Annotated in this window: 17 protein-coding genes; 2 read left to right on the top strand and 15 right to left on the bottom strand. The window is 58.2% G+C overall.

Annotated features, from left to right (window positions below; all coding sequences use genetic code 11):
- The 12 genes from AC1DE4_RS19315 to AC1DE4_RS19260 all read right to left on the bottom strand — a co-directional run.
- Window positions 1-680, bottom strand: a 680-nt coding sequence (locus AC1DE4_RS19315) for an electron transfer flavoprotein subunit beta/FixA family protein (RefSeq protein ID WP_477882588.1), incomplete at its 3' end; no start/stop codon positions are given.
- A gap of 15 nt (window positions 681-695) precedes the next feature.
- A complete protein-coding gene (locus tag AC1DE4_RS19310; protein ID WP_477882586.1) occupies window positions 696-1556 on the bottom strand; it encodes a sugar phosphate isomerase/epimerase family protein in 861 nt (286 codons plus the stop codon).
- Window positions 1549-2709 (bottom strand): dihydrodipicolinate synthase family protein, encoded by a 1161-nt coding sequence (locus AC1DE4_RS19305; RefSeq protein WP_477882584.1) that lies wholly within the window; start codon window positions 2707-2709, stop codon window positions 1549-1551. The genes AC1DE4_RS19310 and AC1DE4_RS19305 overlap by 8 nt, the downstream gene beginning before the upstream one ends.
- A gap of 11 nt (window positions 2710-2720) precedes the next feature.
- Entirely contained in the window at window positions 2721-3500 is a 780-nt protein-coding gene (locus AC1DE4_RS19300; protein WP_477882582.1) for a 3-ketoacyl-ACP reductase, read from the bottom strand.
- Window positions 3500-4642, bottom strand: coding sequence for an acyl-CoA dehydrogenase family protein (locus AC1DE4_RS19295; RefSeq protein WP_477882580.1), 1143 nt, complete (start codon window positions 4640-4642; stop codon window positions 3500-3502). Before AC1DE4_RS19295 ends, AC1DE4_RS19300 begins: the two co-directional genes overlap by 1 nt.
- A gap of 84 nt (window positions 4643-4726) precedes the next feature.
- Window positions 4727-5779, bottom strand: a complete 1053-nt coding sequence (locus AC1DE4_RS19290; RefSeq protein ID WP_477882578.1) for a zinc-binding dehydrogenase — start codon at window positions 5777-5779, stop codon at window positions 4727-4729.
- The gene (locus tag AC1DE4_RS19285; protein ID WP_477882576.1) at window positions 5742-6830 is read right to left on the bottom strand and encodes an ABC transporter ATP-binding protein; all 1089 of its coding nucleotides are present in this window, start codon (window positions 6828-6830) and stop codon (window positions 5742-5744) included. The genes AC1DE4_RS19290 and AC1DE4_RS19285 overlap by 38 nt, the downstream gene beginning before the upstream one ends.
- A 21-nt stretch (window positions 6831-6851) precedes the next feature.
- The gene (locus tag AC1DE4_RS19280) at window positions 6852-7676 is read right to left on the bottom strand and encodes a carbohydrate ABC transporter permease (RefSeq protein ID WP_477882574.1); all 825 of its coding nucleotides are present in this window, start codon (window positions 7674-7676) and stop codon (window positions 6852-6854) included.
- Between the two features lie 25 nt (window positions 7677-7701).
- On the bottom strand, window positions 7702-8589 hold the full coding sequence (locus tag AC1DE4_RS19275) for a carbohydrate ABC transporter permease (protein ID WP_477882572.1): 888 nt from the start codon (window positions 8587-8589) through the stop codon (window positions 7702-7704).
- Window positions 8590-8653: 64 nt separating this feature from the next.
- On the bottom strand, window positions 8654-10066 hold the full coding sequence (locus AC1DE4_RS19270; protein ID WP_477882570.1) for an extracellular solute-binding protein: 1413 nt from the start codon (window positions 10064-10066) through the stop codon (window positions 8654-8656).
- An 84-nt stretch (window positions 10067-10150) separates the two neighbouring features.
- Window positions 10151-10660: a VOC family protein gene (locus AC1DE4_RS19265; RefSeq protein WP_477882568.1), complete on the bottom strand. Its 510-nt coding sequence runs from the start codon at window positions 10658-10660 to the stop codon at window positions 10151-10153.
- A gap of 248 nt (window positions 10661-10908) precedes the next feature.
- Window positions 10909-12561 (bottom strand): GMC family oxidoreductase, encoded by a 1653-nt coding sequence (locus AC1DE4_RS19260; RefSeq protein WP_477882566.1) that lies wholly within the window; start codon window positions 12559-12561, stop codon window positions 10909-10911.
- A gap of 82 nt (window positions 12562-12643) precedes the next feature.
- On the opposite strand from AC1DE4_RS19260, the gene AC1DE4_RS19255 reads away from it, so the two are divergent.
- Window positions 12644-13663: an aldo/keto reductase gene (locus AC1DE4_RS19255; RefSeq protein ID WP_477882564.1), complete on the top strand. Its 1020-nt coding sequence runs from the start codon at window positions 12644-12646 to the stop codon at window positions 13661-13663.
- Window positions 13664-13717: 54 nt separating this feature from the next.
- Here the strand turns inward: AC1DE4_RS19255 and AC1DE4_RS19250 are convergent, their stop codons facing one another.
- From AC1DE4_RS19250 to AC1DE4_RS19240, 3 genes are read right to left on the bottom strand one after another with little or no spacing between them, the layout of a single operon-like run.
- Window positions 13718-14989: a glycerate kinase type-2 family protein gene (locus tag AC1DE4_RS19250; protein WP_477882562.1), complete on the bottom strand. Its 1272-nt coding sequence runs from the start codon at window positions 14987-14989 to the stop codon at window positions 13718-13720.
- Between the two features lies 1 nt (window position 14990).
- Entirely contained in the window at window positions 14991-15779 is a 789-nt protein-coding gene (locus AC1DE4_RS19245) for an enoyl-CoA hydratase/isomerase family protein (RefSeq protein WP_477882560.1), read from the bottom strand.
- Window positions 15776-17365, bottom strand: a complete 1590-nt coding sequence (locus AC1DE4_RS19240; RefSeq protein WP_477882558.1) for an acyl CoA:acetate/3-ketoacid CoA transferase — start codon at window positions 17363-17365, stop codon at window positions 15776-15778. Before AC1DE4_RS19240 ends, AC1DE4_RS19245 begins: the two co-directional genes overlap by 4 nt.
- A 154-nt stretch (window positions 17366-17519) precedes the next feature.
- Between AC1DE4_RS19240 and AC1DE4_RS19235 the strand changes: the two genes are divergently transcribed.
- On the top strand, window positions 17520-18350 hold the full coding sequence (locus AC1DE4_RS19235) for an aldo/keto reductase (protein ID WP_192241719.1): 831 nt from the start codon (window positions 17520-17522) through the stop codon (window positions 18348-18350).
- The last annotated feature ends 266 nt before the right edge of the window (window positions 18351-18616 follow it).

Genomic DNA, 18616 nt, shown 5'->3' with positions numbered 1-18616 from the left:
GGCTCCTCGGTCTTCAAGACCTTCAGACGCGGCGCGGTGGAGACGCCGAAGTCGGCCGGCGTCTTCTTGTCGAGCGGCTTCTTCTTCGCCTTCATGATGTTCGGCAGCGAGGCGTAGCGCGGCTCGTTCAAGCGCAGATCTGATGTGACCACGGCCGGCAGCTTGACCTCGATCGTCTGCAGGCCGCCATCGACCTCGCGCGTCACCTGGGCCTTGCCCCCAGGGCCAGCAGCTTCGATCTCGATCTTCGAGGCGAAGGTCGCCTGCGCCGCGCCGAGCAGCGCCGCCAGCATCTGGCCGGTCTGGTTGCTGTCGTCATCGATCGCCTGCTTGCCTGTGATGATCAGGCCCGGCTGTTCGGCGTCGACGACGCCCTTGAGGATCTTGGCCACAGTGAGCGGCTCGACGGCATCGTCGGTCTCCACCAGGATGGCGCGGTCGGCACCCATGGCAAGTGCTGTGCGCAGCGTCTCTTCGGCCTTGGCCGGGCCGATCGACACGACGATCACCTCCTCGGCCTTGCCGGCTTCCTTCAGCCGCAACGCTTCCTCGACCGAGATCTCGTCGAACGGGTTCATCGACATCTTCACATTCGAAAGCTCGACGCCTGTGCCATCCGGCTTCACGCGGATCTTCACGTTGTAATCAACCACCCGCTTCACGGGGACGAGAATTTTCATGGAACCGCTCCTGAGTTAACATACCGCGCGGAAGCGCTCGACAACGACGTCGAGGACCTCGTTCGGATCGCGCTTCCACCAGTTGTCTTTCGAAAATACTTCGACTTCGCAGACGCCGTTGTAGCCGGCTTCCTCGACCGCGTGCCTGATGCCGCGGAGGTCAGCGACGCCGTCGCCCATCATGCCTCTATCGAGCAGGATGTCTCTCGTCTCCGAAAGCCAATCGCAAAGATGAAAGCCATAAATCAGGTTCTCGCCCGCCCGTTTAAGCTGGGCGGCCAGATCAGTGTCCCACCAGACGTGATAAACGTCGATCGCGAGTCCGAGATTTGTCGCATTGACGGCATTGCATAGATCAACTGCATCCCGGACCGTGACCAGGCAAGATCGATCGCCACCATAGACGGGATGCAACGGCTCAAGAGCGAGTCTCACGCCCACCTTCTCCGCATATTCACACGCGTCCGCGACGCGCTCGGCGACAAGCTTGAGACTGTCGCGCATACCTTTTGTGCCTGGTTCGACGCCGCCCACGACAATGGTGAGGATTGGCGCGGTCAATCCCGCGGCCATGTCGATCGACGAGCGGAAGTCGTCGCGGATGGCGTCTTTATCTATCGGAGCAAGCGGGCCCACCAGGAAAGGCGATCGGCAAAGTCCGGCGACCTTCAATCCTGCGGATTTCGCCCTCTCGCCGATGGCGATCGCATTTGCGCCAATCTCCCTCCGCCAGAACACCACGCCGCCATAGCCGCGGGCCGCGCAGCCATCGATCACCTGTTCCGGCGACCATCCTGCCCCGAAGCCGTCGAGATTGTGGCCGAGGGTGGCGGTGTTCAAAGCAAGCGCGGAGTGATCGTTTGAAAAATCACGCATTTCCGTCGGCTCCGTGAAGCGCCAGCAGCTGCTTGAAGCGATGAACAGCAAGCTCGGGATCGCGAAGTACCCCGCACTGGTCCGCAAGCTTGAAGACCTCTGCGAAATAGGGGAGTGGTCTCATGGCCTGATGCCCGTTCAACATGACGAAGTGGTTCTGGAAACCGTTCAGCCAAGCCAAGAATACGACGCCGGTCTTGTAGTACTGCGTCGGGCTACGGAAGATGGTTCTTGCGAGCGGCACCGTTGGGTCTAGCGTCCGGTGGAAGCCTTCCGTATCGCCGCCAGCAAGCTGCGACATTGCGAACGCAGCAGCGGAAGCAAGCGGATCGAAGATACCCAACAGTGCGTGCGAATATCCGACGTCATCGCCCGCAATGAGTTCCGGATAGTTAAAGTCGTCGCCCGTATACATCTTTACGCTCGGCGGTAGAAGCCGACGCATACGGATTTCCTTCTCCTTATCGAGAAGCGATATCTTGATGCCGTCAACCTTGCTCGCATTTTCAGAGATGATCTGGAGGCAGGTCTCCATTGCCTGTTCAAAGTCCTTACCACCCCAGTAGCCGGCAAGCGCGGGGTCGAACATTTCGCCCAACCAGTGAAGGATGACCGGCCTGTCGCAAAGCGCGAGCGCCTTCCGATACGCCGTCACGTAGTCGCGCGGACCCGCCGCCGTCGCTGCTAGCGCCCGACTTGCCATCAGGATGATGTCGCTTCCGGCATTCTGCACGGCTTCGATCTGGCTGGCGTAGGCGCGGTCGACGTCCTCAAGCGAGCGCGTCTCCTTGGGATCGAGATGGTCCGTCCCGGCCCCGCTATAGACAAGGGCATCGGGTAGTTCGGATTTGGTACGGCGAACAAGTTCCAGCGCTCCGGCCCAGTCAAGTCCCATTCCACGTTGAGCGGTATCCATCGCCTCGGCTATTCCGAGTCCCAAGCCGTGGAGATGATGACGAAACGCCAGAGTTGCCTCCCAGTCGACCGCTGCCGCGCTACCAGGGTTCGTCGATGCAAACGGGTCGGCAACCACATGCGCCGCGGAAAACACACGACGATTGAAAGATCGCGAGTAATCACCTGAGGGGAGCGGGTTCGCTACAAGCTGGTAGCTCTCGATACGTCCGGTCTCGTTTGGTATGGCAATGCGCATCGTTGTACCTTTCAGAATCTGGGGAGCAGGAGGCCAGCGTCGGCCGAAAGAACTTGGCCGGTCATGTAGGGCAACGCCCCGGTGGCCACGGTGCGGATGATAGTTCCGATGTCATCGGGCTGGCCGAGCCGCGGGAAAAGGGTCAGTCCCTCCTCGGCCCTGGTCCGGTAGCTGTCCTTCACGGCTGCAGTCATCTCGGTTTCGATCAGTCCCGGCTGGACGTCGAAGACCGCGATGCCTTCCTGCCCAAGACGAGCCGCGAACACTTTGGAAATCATTGCAGCCGCTGCTTTCGAAGCGCAGTACTCGCCGCGTTGGACCGCTACCGCTACCGCGTTCGAAGACGTCACGTTGATGACGGAATAGAAGAGATGAGGCGAGCGCTTTGCATTGACGAGCGACTTCGCGAAGGCCTGTGTCAGAAAGAAGTGTGCCTTCGCGTTGACCGCCATGCAGCGATCGTAGCTCTCTTCGCTCACCTCAAGCAGATCGCCTCTCGAGAGAACCCCTACCCCCGCATTGTTCACGAGCGTTGTCATCGGACCGAGGGCGTCGGTTGCGGTCCGCAACATCAACTCGTGCTTCGATAAATCGGAGACGTCTCCTGGAACGGCGACAGCCTTTGCGCCGTAGTCACTCAAAGCTTCCACAGCTAGAGCCAGTTCGTCATCCCGCCCGAAGTCATTGAGCGCCACCGAAAAGCCTGCAGTTGCAAGTGCCTTGGCAATCGCCAGTCCGATACCACGCGCAGCGCCCGTGACAAGAGCGACTTGACTCGAAGTCTCCGCCATCACCGCGCACCGTTCTTAACGAGCTGCCGCGCGATAATCATGCGCTGGATCTGGTTTGTCCCTTCGTAGATCTGCGTGATCTTCGCGTCGCGGTAGAGTCTCTCGACCTCGAAGCCCCGAATATAGCCACTTCCGCCGAAGATTTGGACCGCGTCCGCAGTGCGAGCCACTGCCATATCCCCTGCAAAGCATTTGGCCATGGAGCATGCCTTGGTAGCGTCTTCACCTCGATCGATTTTGCTCGCTGCGCTATGGACCAAAAGGCGAGCCGCCTCGACATCCTTGGCCATGTCGGCAAGCAGCCACTGGACCCCCTGGAATTCGGCGATCGGCGAATTGAATTGCTTGCGCTGCACTGCGTAGTCAAGGGCGGCCTCTAGCCCGGCCTGACCGATACCCACTGCGAGTGAGGCAATGCCCACTCGGCCCTTGTCGAGAACGCTCATCATCATGTGAAATCCGCGTCCCTCCTCACCGAGAAGCGCGTCCCCGGGAAGCGAGACATTGTTGAAATTCAAGGCCCCCACCTGGCTCGCGCGCTGGCCCATCTTGTGTTCCTTGGGACCACGCTCGACGCCCTCCGCATTGAGATCGACTATGAAAATACTCATCCCCCGATGACCGGCATTTTTGTCGGTGCGGGCGAGAACGAATCCCACGTCAGCGACGGGGGCGTTGTGAATCCAGATCTTGCCCCCATTGAGCTTCCATCCGCTTCCGTCTCGCTCGGCAGATGTCCGCAGACCCGACAGATCGCTTCCCGCCTCCGGCTCGGTCAAGCAATAGGCGACCTTGGTGCGCATCGACATCACATCGGTCAACAATCGCTCCCGCTGCTCCTTCGTTCCGTGGCGGACGAGAAGTGTCGTGATCAATTCGACAAGTCCGCATTGGTCGGCGATGGAGGCGTAACCGCGCGAGAGTTCTTCCATAACCACCGAGTATGCAAGCGTGTCGAGACCGGGTCCGCCCATTTCTTCAGGCACACAGATCCCGAAAAGTCCGAGTTGCCCCATCTGCTCGTAAATCTCCGACGGAAACCGCTCTTGCTCATCGAGCGCCTGGGCAACTGGGCGAATTACATCGTCCGCAAACTGGCGCGCAGTTTCTCGAACCTGCTCGTGAATCTCGGTCAGCAGCATGAAAGTGTCCTCATAACTATGTAACTGGTTAGTTACTGATTAACAAATAAACCAGCCCGCGTCAACGCGTTGGCTGGCAAACTTCTAGATTTCCGACGAGAGGTTCCAATCGAAAACGATGAACGGCTCTTCGAAGCCGCGGGCTTTCAACGTTTCATAGGCAGCGGCCGGGTTGGCAGGTGAAATTCTTCGGATCAGACCTGCGGCATGAATCCGATCGTCGGCCAGCCACGCGAGAATCTTCTCGAATCCGGAGAAGACACTCTGAGGGGTGTTGTTATACCCTTCGAGCAATTCTTCCCACTTGAACGCCCTTGCCAGTATAGGCACTTCCCATTCCCAGCCACTTCTCAAGTGGACGAAATTGTTGAAGACAGCATGCAGGATATCGTGAGCGTGGATCTCCGTGAGACGTCTCCAAGGAACCCCCACCAGAACCACCTCGCCGTGAGGGCGGACGATCCTGCATCCGTCAAGCACAGCGCCTTCGTGACCGGAACAGTCGACCACAAGCGCTACCTTCCCCGCTATTTGCTCGTTGTCCAAAGGCATTGATGCATAGACGTTCCCGACGCCTCCGGATTCAACCTGCCGCCGGCGAACCGGGTCTGGATCCACGACCGACACATCGTAGCCAGAAAGCCGGAAAAGCTGGGCGGCGAGATATCCAACGGGCCCGCCTCCGGCCACGACAACCCTGTCTCCGGGTCTCGCCTTTGTTGTCATCAACGTCGTCATCGAGACACCGGCGAGGCGGGCAAGCACCGCGATCTCCGCCGGCAGTTCTGGAGGCACCTTGAGAACATAATTGCAGTCGATCTGCTGTATGTTTTGATGAGGCCCCATGCAAAACAGCCGATCGCCGACCTCGATGCCAACCACCGCCGCACCGAGTTCCTCAGCCTCAAAAATCGCGGCGTAACCCGGCCGGATTGGAAATGCCTCGCCGCCCAGCCAAGCAAACTCGGTCCCCGGACTGATCAGTGTAACCATGGTCCGCCCCCGGACCTCTGTAGGCTTGAGTGCTGGCAGCTCCACGGGTTCGAGGTGGGCCTGGTTCTTCCCGGTAAAAACAATTCCTTTCGCCATCTTCTCGCTCCTAATTCGCGTCAAGGGAGTCGCCGGATTCGCTGTCAAAAAAGTGCAGACCGGAAAGATCGAAAGCGAGCCCGATCGAGCTATCGACTGAGGGCCTCGTGCCGGCTGGCATCTGTGCGATGAATTCCTGGCGGCCGCATCTCAGATCGACCAGCGCCTCGACACCCAGATATTCGACAACATCGACCTTGGCCTCGACAAGGCCTTTCTCCCCTAGCGCGACGGGTCGGATGTCGCTCGGCCGGACACCAAGTGTGACGCGCTGTCCATCGCGAATTCGGCCTTTAAGTCGAGCGGGAATTTCGACTGCGAAGTCTGGGCAGACAAGCACACCATCATCCGCGCGGCACTTCGCCTTCATTTTGAAGAGATTCATGGCCGGACTGCCGATGAAGGTCGCCACGAAGAGGTTTCTGGGCCGCAGGAATACTTCTTCCGGGACGCCGATCTGCTCGATCCGTCCGTCCCTCATGATCACGATCTTGTCCGCGAGCGTCATCGCCTCCACCTGATCGTGGGTCACATAGATAACCGTCGTCCCAAGTTGTTTATGAAGTTTGGCGATTTCCATTCTCACTTGAGTGCGGAGCTTCGCGTCGAGATTGGAGAGCGGTTCGTCGAATAGGAACACCTCCGGCGTCCGGACCATCGCACGGCCCATGGCGACGCGTTGCCTCTGGCCGCCCGACAGCTGCGCGGGACGCCGCGAGAGCAAAGTGTCAAGTCCGAGCATGGTCGAGATTTTCCCGATCTTGGCGTCGACCTCGTTTTTCGGAAGCTTCTGCGGACGAAGCGCGAATTCCATGTTCTGCCGCACAGTCATGTGCGGATAGAGAGCGTAATTTTGGAAGACCATCGCAATCTTCCGGTCCTTCGGTGGCTTGTCGCTCACAACCTGTCCGCCGATCCGGATCTCCCCGCCAGATATGTCTTCGAGCCCCGCGACCATCCGAAGCGTCGTGGTCTTCCCACACCCGGAGGGTCCGAGGAGCACGACGAATTCGCCATCCTCGATGTCGAGGTCTACGCCGTGTACGACCGTAAGCGTTCCGTAGGATTTGGCGACGTTTGATATTGTTACCGATGCCATCGTGTTCCTCTCTGGCCTAGATTACTTGACGGATCCAAGGGTCAGACCCTGCACAAGCCAGCGTTGGCAGGTGAGGACGAAAACGACGCCTGGGATGAGAATGATGAAGGAGCCCGCCATGATCCGTCCCCACTGGACGGCGTCACTGCTCCAGAACGACATCACGGCAACGGTTGCCGTTTGGGTGTTCGAACCAGTCAGCATCAGGGCAAACAGGAATTCGTTCCACGAGAAGATGAAGCAAAATACCGCGCTGACCGCGAGCCCGGGCGCAGCCAATGGCAGCGTGATCCGCCAGAAAATCTCTGCAACGCCGTAGCCGTCCACCTGTGCCGCTTCTTCAAGGGCCTCGGGAATTTCGTCGAAGAAACCCTTCATCAGCCACACCGTGAGCGGCACGTTGGCGGTCGAGTAGACGATGATCAACGCCATCGGTGTGTCGAGAAGCCCGACCGCCTTGAAAATGATATAGTAGGGAACCACCACGGCGATGGGCGGGAACATCCGCATCGACAGAATCCAGAAAGCCACGTCGGAGATGCGCGGGTGACGTATCCTCGATAGGGCATAAGCGCCGAGCGTCCCGAAGAAGACGCTGAAAGCCGTGGATCCAAGCGTCACGACAAGGCTGTTGATCAGGTTTTTGTGGAACGGCCTCAGGGTGAAGAGATCGACGTAATGTTGCAGGGTCGGCGTGAAGAAGATAGCCGGCGGGCGCGAGAACATTTCCGCGGACGGCTTCAGGGACGATGCGAGAATGAGGTAGATCGGGATCATGAAGATCACGAGCAGGAACCCGATCAGCACATATGTCAGGAGTGATTGACGGAATGAGAGCTTCGTCATGTTGAATGACTCCGAGATGGGTCGGCTATCGGCTGTTCGCAGACTTCTGCATAGAGCGGAAGAACAGCGTGATCAGCACCGAGATAACTATTAGAGATACAAACGAAGCGGCCGCCCCGACTCCCATGCGCCAGAAGGTGAAGCTCTGCCGGTAGATGTAGAGAGCAATAGTCTCGGTCGCGTCCGCAGGGCCGCCTTTCGTAAGCACGAAGATGATGTCGTAAATCTTGAAGGCATCGATCGCACGAAGGAACAGCAAGCTGACGAGGACAGGCTTGAGCTGCGGTAACGTCACGTGAAGAAATACCTCGATGGTTGAATTTCCATCGATGCGGGCCGCCTCGTAGGGCTCCGGGGACAGGCTTTGCAGCGCCGCCGCTGTCCCCATCATAATGAAAGGTGTCCACTGCCAGATGTCAGCGATGGCGATCGCGGTCAACGCCCACTGAGTGCTGGTAATCCATGGGATCGGGTTCAGGCCAAGAAGCGACAGGAAGTAGTTGAGATAGCCAAGTTCGGGAAAATAGAGGAACAGCCACACCAGGCCGACGATGACCGGAGAAATCATCATTGGAATGAGTAGCAGCGTCCGGATAACCGCCATTCCTGGCAGGCGTTGCGTCACGAGAATGGCCATGGCCACGCCGAGGATAAACTGAAAGCTCAGCGTCATCGCCATAAGCTTGAAAGTCACCACCAGCGAATGGAGGAAGGCGTCAGAGGTTAGGACTTCGCGATAGTTTTTCAGTCCTACGAAGACTCGCGGAATGAATGGCTTCGCGAGGTCGTAGTTGCGTAGGCTGAGCCACAGCGCGTAGAGCATGGGGTAGATCGTCGTCAGAAACAGGACGGCTGCTGTGGGTAGCAAAAACAGACCTGCGAGCCGACGGTTGCGGCTTCGAACGTAGCTCATGGGTGACTTCCGGAATTGCGGTTGGGTGCTGCCGGCCCGCCGCGGTGACGGACCGGCGATAGGATCACTTTTCGAGAACCGCGACGGGCGCGTCATTGATCCACCGCAGGCGCATTTCCAGCGGAATGGATTCAAGTTGGGCATTCACGGCGTCGCAAGCCGTCTTTAGCGCCTCCTCGGCGGATTTCGTCTCGCCGGCCATGTATTTACTCAGCTCGACGCCAAAGTTTTCTTCCACGTTCGCGTAAAACGGATGGAAGATACGGCGGCGGGCATTGTCCTGTGTATCGAGGAGAACCTTGTAGTACGGGTACTTCGCTTGAAGCGCAGGATCGGCGAGGATCGATTTGCGGAACTGGCTGATCCCCCATCCCTCTTCAGCAAGACGGCGCATGATTTTTTCGCTGCTACCCCACTTGATGAAGGCCCAGGCGGCTTCCTTCTCCTTCTCCGGAACTTTCGCGTTGATCGCAAAAGACAGCGACCCCGTGTAGGTCGGTTCCGGCTTTCCGTCAGCAGTCGGGCTCGCGGAGAAGCCTGCCTTGCCGATCGTGGGTAACTTCGCTTCCGCCGGATTGGTCAGGCGAACCGTGCGAACACTCCAGTAACCCGCTATCGCGGTTTCGCCCCGCTCCATATAACCGGACTGGATGTCCCACATCAGGCCCAGGTAATCCGGCGGATTGAATGGGACGAGAGACTTCATGAACTCGGCAGCCTTGACGTGCGGCTCACCCGTCATGGCGCAAAGTCCCGTTTTCGGGTCCCAGTAGTCGCCGCCAAAGGCGCGCATGATCGGAAAATAATCATGGGTGATCGCACCTTGTACTCGACTGTAGGATTGCGAGGTGCCGTAAAAATCCGACTCAAGCACCTTCCCGGCGAGTTTGTCGCCCTTCTTCCTGGTGAAAAACTCGGCAATGTTGCGATATTGGTCAAAGGTTTTGGGAGCAGCCAGATCATATCCGTATTTGGCTTTGAACGCCTGTTTCTCGCCCTCGTCATCGAACAGGTCTTGACGGTAGTTCACGTGCCAGATCATACCAGAAGCGGGAAACGCCAGAAGCCGTCCCTGCCAGCTGTTTTCCTGAAGCTGGACCGGAATGATGTCGTTAAGGCCGATTTCGGCCGCATCGCGCTTGGCATAGTCGGTGAGATCCTGGAGCGATCCCGCTTCACCCAGGACACCGATCCACGGGCTGTCGACCCAAAGAAGTTGGTAGGTCGGATTATCGGAACTCGTCTCAACAGTTATCTTGTCGATAAGCCCCGGGTACGGAAGCATGTCAATCTGGACTTTGGCTCCCGTCATCTCCTCGAACTCGCCAGTGATCTTTGCAAGCCGCGTAACAGATGTGTCGCCGATGCCAAGCATCTTCAGGGTAATTCCACTGAAGGGCTTGTCCTGCGCAAGAGCTCCCGTGGCGGTGCCTAGTGCCAGCGCGAATCCCAGGATCTGTCTTTTCCATCCACTCATTGAATGCCTCCTCGCATCCGGTTGAAAAATGAACTCTATGGCCATTACGGCCCCATCCGGCGGCACGACGCCGCGCGAATTTTTTCAGTCGAGCGGCGACCACAATTTCGGCCCACCGTCCCTCGCGTAGCCAAGCGGGCCGTTCATGCTGACGATCTCAAGGAACAGTCCCCACGGCGCGCGCAGGTAGAGCCATGTAAGGCCCGCCATTGGACCAGATTCGACGAACGTAGGCCCCTCCAGAAGGTCGACACCCTTCGCGCGAAGGCGGTCCGCCGCTGCGTTCGCGTCGTCGACCTGAAACGCGATGTGAAAGCCGCCTGGCTGGCTATTGCGCTTCGGTTCCACGCTGCCGTCATCGCCCGAGTACTGGAAGATTTCGAGGTTGCTGCCCTTGCCCACTCGCAGGACCTTAATATTCTCGATGCGGCAATTACCCGGCACTCCGAGCCGACGCTTCATGTATTCGTCGTCGACTTCAATCTTACCGGTCTCAAGAGCGGTGACCGCGCCGAATATTGTTTCGAAGAACTCCACCGCCTCGTCCATGTCGGGAACGGTGAAGCCAAAATGCTCTATTCCGAAGATTTTCATGGTGCCTCCCGCGCGGCGCAACGCCGTGCAAATGCTCGATTATTCAATCTGTAATTATGTATCTAGTTAGTGCATTACATAGAGCTGATACTTCCCTCCTGTCAATCCGCGCAACCGCTCGATCTGCACAAAGTATGTTGTTATTTCAGTTGCTTGCAGTCAGATCTGGAAGCTCTACAGACGCGCGTTTACTCCGCGCCACCATCCCTTCGGACGCACGTCTCGATCATTGGTTTTTTCGTCCGCGACTACCTCGCCAGACGGACGCGATCGTTTCTTTCATGTTCGAAGATTGCCGGCGGCAATGCCGGCAGTCCGCGGACAAGGTCTGATGCCTTCTCGCCAATCATGATTGTCGGAGCATTCGTGTTCGAAGAGTTGATGAGAGGCATTATGGACGAGTCGCACACACGAAGACCTTCCAGTCCGTGAACCTTCAGTTCCGGTGATACGACCGCCATCGGGTCGCGTCCCATCTTGCACGCGCCTACCGGATGATGATCGGTCTTTGCCACGCGGCAGGCGAAGTCCACCAGTTCCTGTTCGCCTGAAACCACTGAACCGGGAAGTGCCTCACGCAGAAGGAATGGCTTCAATGCCGGAGCACTCATGATCTCCCGCGCTATCTCAAGTCCGCGAAGCGACATCTCCCTATCATAAGGATCCGCCCAGTAGTTTGGGTCGATAAGAGGAGCCTCTGCTATGTCCGCGCTACGGAGTCTGACCGTTCCGCGTGAGCGAGGTCGCATGAACGCTGAGTTAAGCGTGACGCCTGGATTATCGAGTTTTGCGATCCCCTTTTCAATTCCAGACCCCTGGCCGAAGTGAAATTGGATGTCCGGCGAACGGGCGTCAGGATCTGCGTACCAGAAGCCTCCCGTCTCGAAGAGCGAGGATGCAACAGGCCCCGCGCGAAAGAGCAGATATTGCAGGCCGGCGACAACGGTTCTGTCAAGTCGCTGGACCGTGTCGTAGCTGAAGTCTCCGGAGCATTCGGAGATCACGCTCAGGTCAAGATGGTCCTGGAGGTTTTCCCCGACACCCTTTAGATCGTGCCGAACCTCGATGCCAATGTTCCGCAGGTGATCCGCGGGGCCTATGCCGGAGAGCAGAAGAAGACGCGGTGATCCTATTCCTCCCGAGGTTACAAGCACCTCTCGATCCGCGCGAACGATCGCCTTCTTGTTCCGACGACGATCTACCAGCTCGACACCGATCGCCCGCCCTTTCTCTATGACCACGCGCGACACTTCCGTTGACGTCATGACGGTTAGGTTCGGTCTGGTCATCGCTGGACGAAGGAACGCCGAAGCCGCTGACGAACGCGCCACGTCTTTCTGCGTCAACTGGTAGAAGCCGACTCCTTCCTGCTTGCGCCCATTGAAGTCATGATTGTAGGGGATGCCACACTGCTGCGCCGCGCGAATGAATGCGTCGCATATTGGTAGCGCCGCACGGGGCATGGACACACCAAGCGGCCCCTCGCTTCCGTGGAAGTCGTCGTGAAAGCGCTCATTTCCCTCCGCCCTTTTGAAATAGGGCAGCACATCGCGGTAACTCCACCCTGCGCAATCAGCCTCGTCGTTCCACCCGTCGAAATCGCGGGCATTGCCGCGCGTGTAGATCTGCGCGTTGATGGTTGATCCCCCGCCGATCACCTTGGCCTGCGTATACCAGAGCACTCGCCCCTGCATGTGCTTCTGCGGCACGGTGGACCAACCCCAACTGGCTATCCCTTTCGTCATTTTCGCGAATCCAGCCGGCATGCGGAAGAAGGGATGACTGTCTCGTCCTCCCGCCTCGAGCAGCAGCACTGAAACGTCGCGGTCTTCGGTGAGTCTATTCGCCAGCACGCACCCCGCAGGTCCCGCTCCGGTGATGATGTAGTCGTAATTAAGCAAGATCTCCCCTCCAAAGTCTTGTCACCCGTCAACGGATCTGCAATGTAACTAACTACATGGTGCATTAGCAAGGAGGAAGCTCATGAATCCCGGAACCAAGGTAAAATTTGGAAGGACTAGCCTCGAAGTCACTTCATTCGCTTTCGGCGCAGCGCCCATCGGAAATTTCGCACGTCCGATCGACGAGGCGACCTCCGATGGGATGGTGCAACTGGCGTGGGATACGGGCGTTCGATATTACGACACAGCCCCGATGTACGGGCACGGCTTGTCTGAGCTTCGGTGCGGCCACTCGCTCCGCTGGAAGGATCGCGATCAATTTGTGCTTTCCACGAAGGTCGGTCGCCTCCTGAAGCCCAGAAAGCGGCGCGAGATCGACTTCTCTCCGTGGAGCAACGCCGCACCCAATGAGATGGTATTCGACTACACCTACGATGGAGCAATGCGTTCATTCGAAGATTCACTTCAGCGCCTCGCGCTGGAGCGGATCGATATCTGCTTCATCCACGACATTGATGTGTTCACACGCGGATCCGAGCAGCCCGACGTGTTCAAGGCGGCGATGGATGGAACCTGGAAGGCGCTATCAAGGCTTCGGGACGAGGGTGTGGTCGGTGCAATTGGTGTGGGCGTGAATGAGTGGGAAGTTTGCTATGAGGCATTGCGGCAGCGCGACTTCGACTGCTTCCTTCTGGCGGGGCGCTATACGCTCCTGGAGCAGGAATCGCTCGATAAATTCCTGCCCCTTTGCGAAGAACGAGGCGCTGCCGTGGTGATCGGTGGCGGCTTCAATTCCGGCATTCTCGCAACGGGGGCGATCGAAGGCGCGAAGTACAACTACGTTCCGGCCTCTCCCGAAATTCTTGATCGCGTCAGCCGTATCGAGAAGGTGTGCAAGGAGTACTCCATTCCCCTTCCCGCCGCAGCCATGCAATTCGTCGTCGCCCATCCGGCCATCCCGTCCTTTATCGCGGGAACCCGCACGGTTGAACAGCTTCGGAAAAACCTTGAGTGGTTTAGCCACCCGATACCTGGCGAATTCTGGAAGGAGTTGAAGCGGCAAGGACTGCTTCGGGAGGACGCGCCTGTTTCGATCGCGTAGGGACAGACGGCAAGAACAGCGAAGGGGGCCGGATCAAAAATCCGGCCCATTCTCTTAGGCCCTATCTCCAATGAGAATTGCTCGGAAGTCGTTCACATTCGTCCCTGTCGGACCAGGGGCAAAGAGATCACCCACCAAAGAAAACGCGGTCCAGGCGTCGTTGTCGGCAAGAAGCGAAGCGGGATCAAATCCACACTGGCGTATTCGGGCGGTCGTCGTTCCATCCGCGAATGCCCCGGCGTTGTTCTCACTGCCATCGATCCCGTCGGTATCTGCCGCGAAAGCATGAATGCTGTCGTTGCCTGCAATGCCCAAGGCCACCGAAAGAAGGAACTCCGTGTTGCGGCCGCCCTTTCCGCTACCCTTCAGCGTGACAGTCGTCTCGCCTCCCGACAAAAGCACTACAGGACGCTTGAACGGTCTATCGTTAATGGCGACCTCCCTTGCAAGCGCAGAGTGTACGTGACCGACCTCGCGAGCCTCCCCCTCGATGGAGTCTGACAGGATTGCTGCCCGAATTCCAAGGTTCTCCGCAACACGGGCAGCAGCCTCCAAGGAACGCCCCGCCGACGCCACGACATGGACCTCGTTCCGGCCGAATGCGGGATTATCCGGTCGCGGCGCATCTGCCTTTTCATCGTGGAGGTGGGCCAATATTCTTTCGGGAAGGGAGATCCGATGCTGATTGATTGCTGCAAGTGCATCTTCACGAGTAGTATCGTCAGGCACGGTCGGGCCAGAGGCGACAAACGCGGCGTTGTCGCCAGGAATGTCTGACACGACGAGTGTAACCACCTTTGCCGGGTAAGATGTCTGTGCAAGACGACCGCCCTTTATCCGTGAGAAGTGTTTCCGGATAGAGTTCATCGCTGAAATGGGAGCACCGGACGCGAGAAGCGCCCGGTTCAGCGCGATTTCGTCATCAAGCGCAAATCCGGTCGGAGGAGCCGGCAGCAGCGCCGACCCGCCGCCACAGATGAGGGCGACGACCAGATCGTCCTCGTTGAGTCCCTCGACCGCAGCGAGCAGTCGTCCTGCGGCCCGCAAACCAGCCTCGTCGGGCAACGGGTGTGATGCTTCCAGAACTTCTATGCGCTCGCAGGGAACCGCGTATCCGTAACGTGTCACCACAACGCCTTCGAGGGGGCCGTTCCAGTTCTTTTCAAACGCCCTCGCGAGTTGTGCCGCACCTTTTCCCGCCCCGACCACGATTGTTCGGCCTTTCGGCTGTGCCGGCATGAAATTCAAGAGCGCTTGCTCCGGGTCCGCCGCAGCGATCGCCGCGTCGAAAAGCGCCGTTAGAAAGGCGCGCTTGTCGAGATCCATGTCATGAGTCCTTGAACCGCGCCTTGCGCTTTTCGGTGAATGCCGAAACACCCTCCTTCAGATCATCCGTAAAGGCGACACACATACCTGCGACCGTATCCAGCACACGGGGGCCCTCCTCTTCCTCGGCGGCATTGATAAGCATCTTGACGATCTCGGTCGCAAGAGGAGCGCGGGACCTTACGGAAGTCAGCACGTCCCTGGCCTTCGTCATGCCATCGCCCTTCGGGACAAGGATTTCGACGAGTCCCGAGGCCAGGGCCTGCTCTGCGTTCAGGACCTCACCGAACAGTGCCATGCGACGTATCACTGCCGATCCGAAACGTCGCACCGCCCGTTGCGTGCCCGACCATCCGGGGATAACTCCAAGCCTCGCCTCAGGCAGACCAAACTTGACATGCGCCTCCGCAATGCGAAGGTCGGCTGCGGCCGCAAGTTCCAGCCCGCCTCCGAATGTATGGCCATTAAGCACCGCAACGACAGGCACCCGCAGACGCGCCACGGCATCAAACGCATCGTGACCGCGTCGGATCCAGTCACGACCGAACTGCTGGGGCGTCAGCGCGCCCCAGGCCTTGATGTCGCCTCCGGCAGAGAATGTCTTTTCGCCCTCGCCCGTGATTACGAGTGCCCTCACCGAGGTGTTACCCTCGATCTCCCTGCACGCCAGGTAGATCTGCTCCACCGCCATAGCGTCTATCGCGTTCAGGCTCTCCTTATGCCGGATGGTCATCACGGCAATGTCTTCCTCGTATTCGAGGAATATCCTCCGGGACGCCTCTTCCATCATGCGGCATCCAGTTTCCGCTGCGGGACGGCACGTGGATGGGGAAGAAAGAGCTCAGGGTCCATGATCCTGAGGTTCGGCGAGATGCGTAGCGGGGTCTCGGCCTGGTCAAGAATGTGTGTCTGAAGGTCGACCCCCGGAGCGATCTCCGTTACCACCAGTCCGTCGGCAGTCAACTTGATAACGCAGCGCTCCGTCACGTAGGTGACGTCCTGTCCCTGCGCGATAGCCCGCTTGCCGGAGAAGGAAACCTGCTCCACCTTGTCGACGATCTTCGCAATTTTGCCTTCGCGATCGATGACCAGCTTTCCGTCAGCGATGGAGAGTTTTGCGGCAGCGTTGAAATAACCGGAAAACACTATCTTCTTGGCACGGGAGGTGATGTCTACGAAGCCACCCGCGCCGGCAGTCACGTGCGGCCTTGCCGAAAGCTTCGAGACGTTCACGGAGCCATCCTTGTCAATCTGCAGGAAGGACAGAAGTGAAGCATCAAATCCCGCCGCCTGGAAATACGCGAACTGATGAGGAGACGCGACGAACGCTTCGGCATTCGACGAGCAGCCGAACTTGAAGTCGAGCAACGGGATTCCGCCTACAGCCCCCTGCTCGATAACCCAGGTGACATCGCCGTGACGTCCTTCTTCCAGAAGAATGCGAGGAACGTTCGCCGATATCCCGAAACCGATGTTGACTGCCCAGCCACCCTGAAGTTCGCGCGCCACTCGGCGGGCAATCACTTTCGCAACGTCGAACTCGGGGATACGGAAGCTGTCGAGAGGCCGAAACAATTCACCCGAAATCGCCGGGTCATACGATGTCGCCGTTGTTTGCAGTTGCTCCGGTGCCTCTACGATGTAGTCAACCAGGATGCCCGGCACGCGAACGTCGTGCGGCTTCAATGATCCAGCCTTCGCGATACGCTTTACCTGGGCGATGACGATCCCCCCGCCATTGTGCCCGGCGAGCGCCAGTTCCATCGCGCCGAGATAGGCACCCTCGTGCTCGAATGTCAGGTTACCGCGCTCATCGGCTGTGCTTGCCCGAATGATCGCTACATCCGGACGGATCGCCGGGAAATACAGCCAATCCTCCCCCGCGAAATTCTGGCGGAATACGATCGGCTCCTCCTTGGCTGCATCGTTCATTGCGCAGCCTTCGTTTTCCGGATCAACGAAGGTCTCCATCCCGACCTTCGTAAGGACCCCTGGTCGCATCGCTGCGCCCTCGCGGAGAATATCAAACAGCACGCCACTCGGAACGTTGTATGCCGCGATTTCGTTGCGTCCAAGCATCTGCCAGATCAGCGGCGGCTCCGCGGACGACGGACCGGAAGGGTACGATCCGCCGATGATCTTCTTGATCAGTCCCGGCTGCGCCAGGTGATCCACTCCTTTGGTGCCGAACATGTCACCGGCGGCGATCGGATGGATGGTCGTGAGGCCGCGGGGCGCGCCCTCGCCACGGTAGCGTTCGCCAATTGCTGCCAGCACCTCATCAGGGCAGCAGAGACCGCTCGAGGAGTTCACGGCGACGATGGCGTCGTTCTTGATTAGTGCCGCGACTTCCGCAGCGGTTTTCACCTTGGACATGTGTTTCCTTCCCGACCGTTGCAAGTAACTGGTTAGTGCGTTATAGGTGTTCCTGCAATGAAGCGCAAGCTAGAAAAAACAATGTGTTCCGGCATGTTTCGCAACGCCGGAATTGCCAAAATTTTTCTGAGACTTATCGTGTGGAGGAGAGAAAATGTCTGTTTGCTTCAAGCCTGGATTCGAGCGTTCGTTCGGAACTTACCCCCTCAATGGGAAGGAGTTGGAGGACGCATTCGCGGCAGCCTATGAAATCGGATACCGGGCGTTCGATACCGCCCAGATGTACGGTAACGAAGCAGATCTCGGAAACGCGATCCGGGCTGCGAACGTCTCCCCCACGGAATTGCTCCTCACCACGAAAGTACATCCGGACAACTACCCGGAGGACCGCTTTCTGAAATCAGTAGAAACCAGTCTGAAGGCCCTTGGGGTTTCGCAGGCTGACGTCCTTCTTCTCCACTGGCCGGACCCGGCCGGAAGCAATCGCCCTGTATTGTCTCTCCTTCGCGAAGCGAAGCGCCACGGACTGGCAAAAGAGATTGGTGTTTCCAATTTTACGGCCGCGATGATGCACGAAGCTCACTCCGTGCTCGACGGAGAAATCGCGATCAACCAGGTCGAATTCCACCCGCTCCTCGATCAATCAATCCTCCTCGAGGCATCGTATCGCACGGGCATTCCACTGGCGTCGTTTTCGTCGGTCGCCAGAGGTGAGATCTTCAGATATCCCGAATTTGGCCAGATCGGCGAATCCTACGGAAAGACGGCGGCTCAGGTCGCGCTCAGATGGATTCTGCAGAAGGGAGTGGCAATCAACACGATGTCGACCAAGCCCGAGAACATCAAAGCCAATTTCGAGGTCATGGACTTCATCCTCAGCAGCGTCGATATGCGACGCATCGATGCTCTGACGGCAATCAACTACAGATGCGTGGACAAAACCAAGGTTCCGTGGGCACCCGAATGGGACACATCCGAAGCGTAAAAATCCGGATGGGATACGACGTCCAAGGATAGTGAAGACGAGCGCCTAGTGCGCAATCGTCTTCACAATCAGCCAGCGGTAACTCTTCGCCAGCAGCTTTCGCTGCAGCGGACACCAATTTCAGATTTTACTCGTGGGGAACGCCGAAGTCGGATTGTCGACGAGAAGGAAGCGCGAGCGTAGCTATTCGAAAATGGATCAAGACAAAGATAGCAACGACCGGTGTCTGATCAGCTATGGCCGAAGTAGCGACCCTCTGCATCACA

It is taken from the genome of Rhizobium sp. 10N414 (genome assembly GCF_056394785.1).
This window is presented reverse-complemented; position numbering and strand designations above follow the sequence as displayed.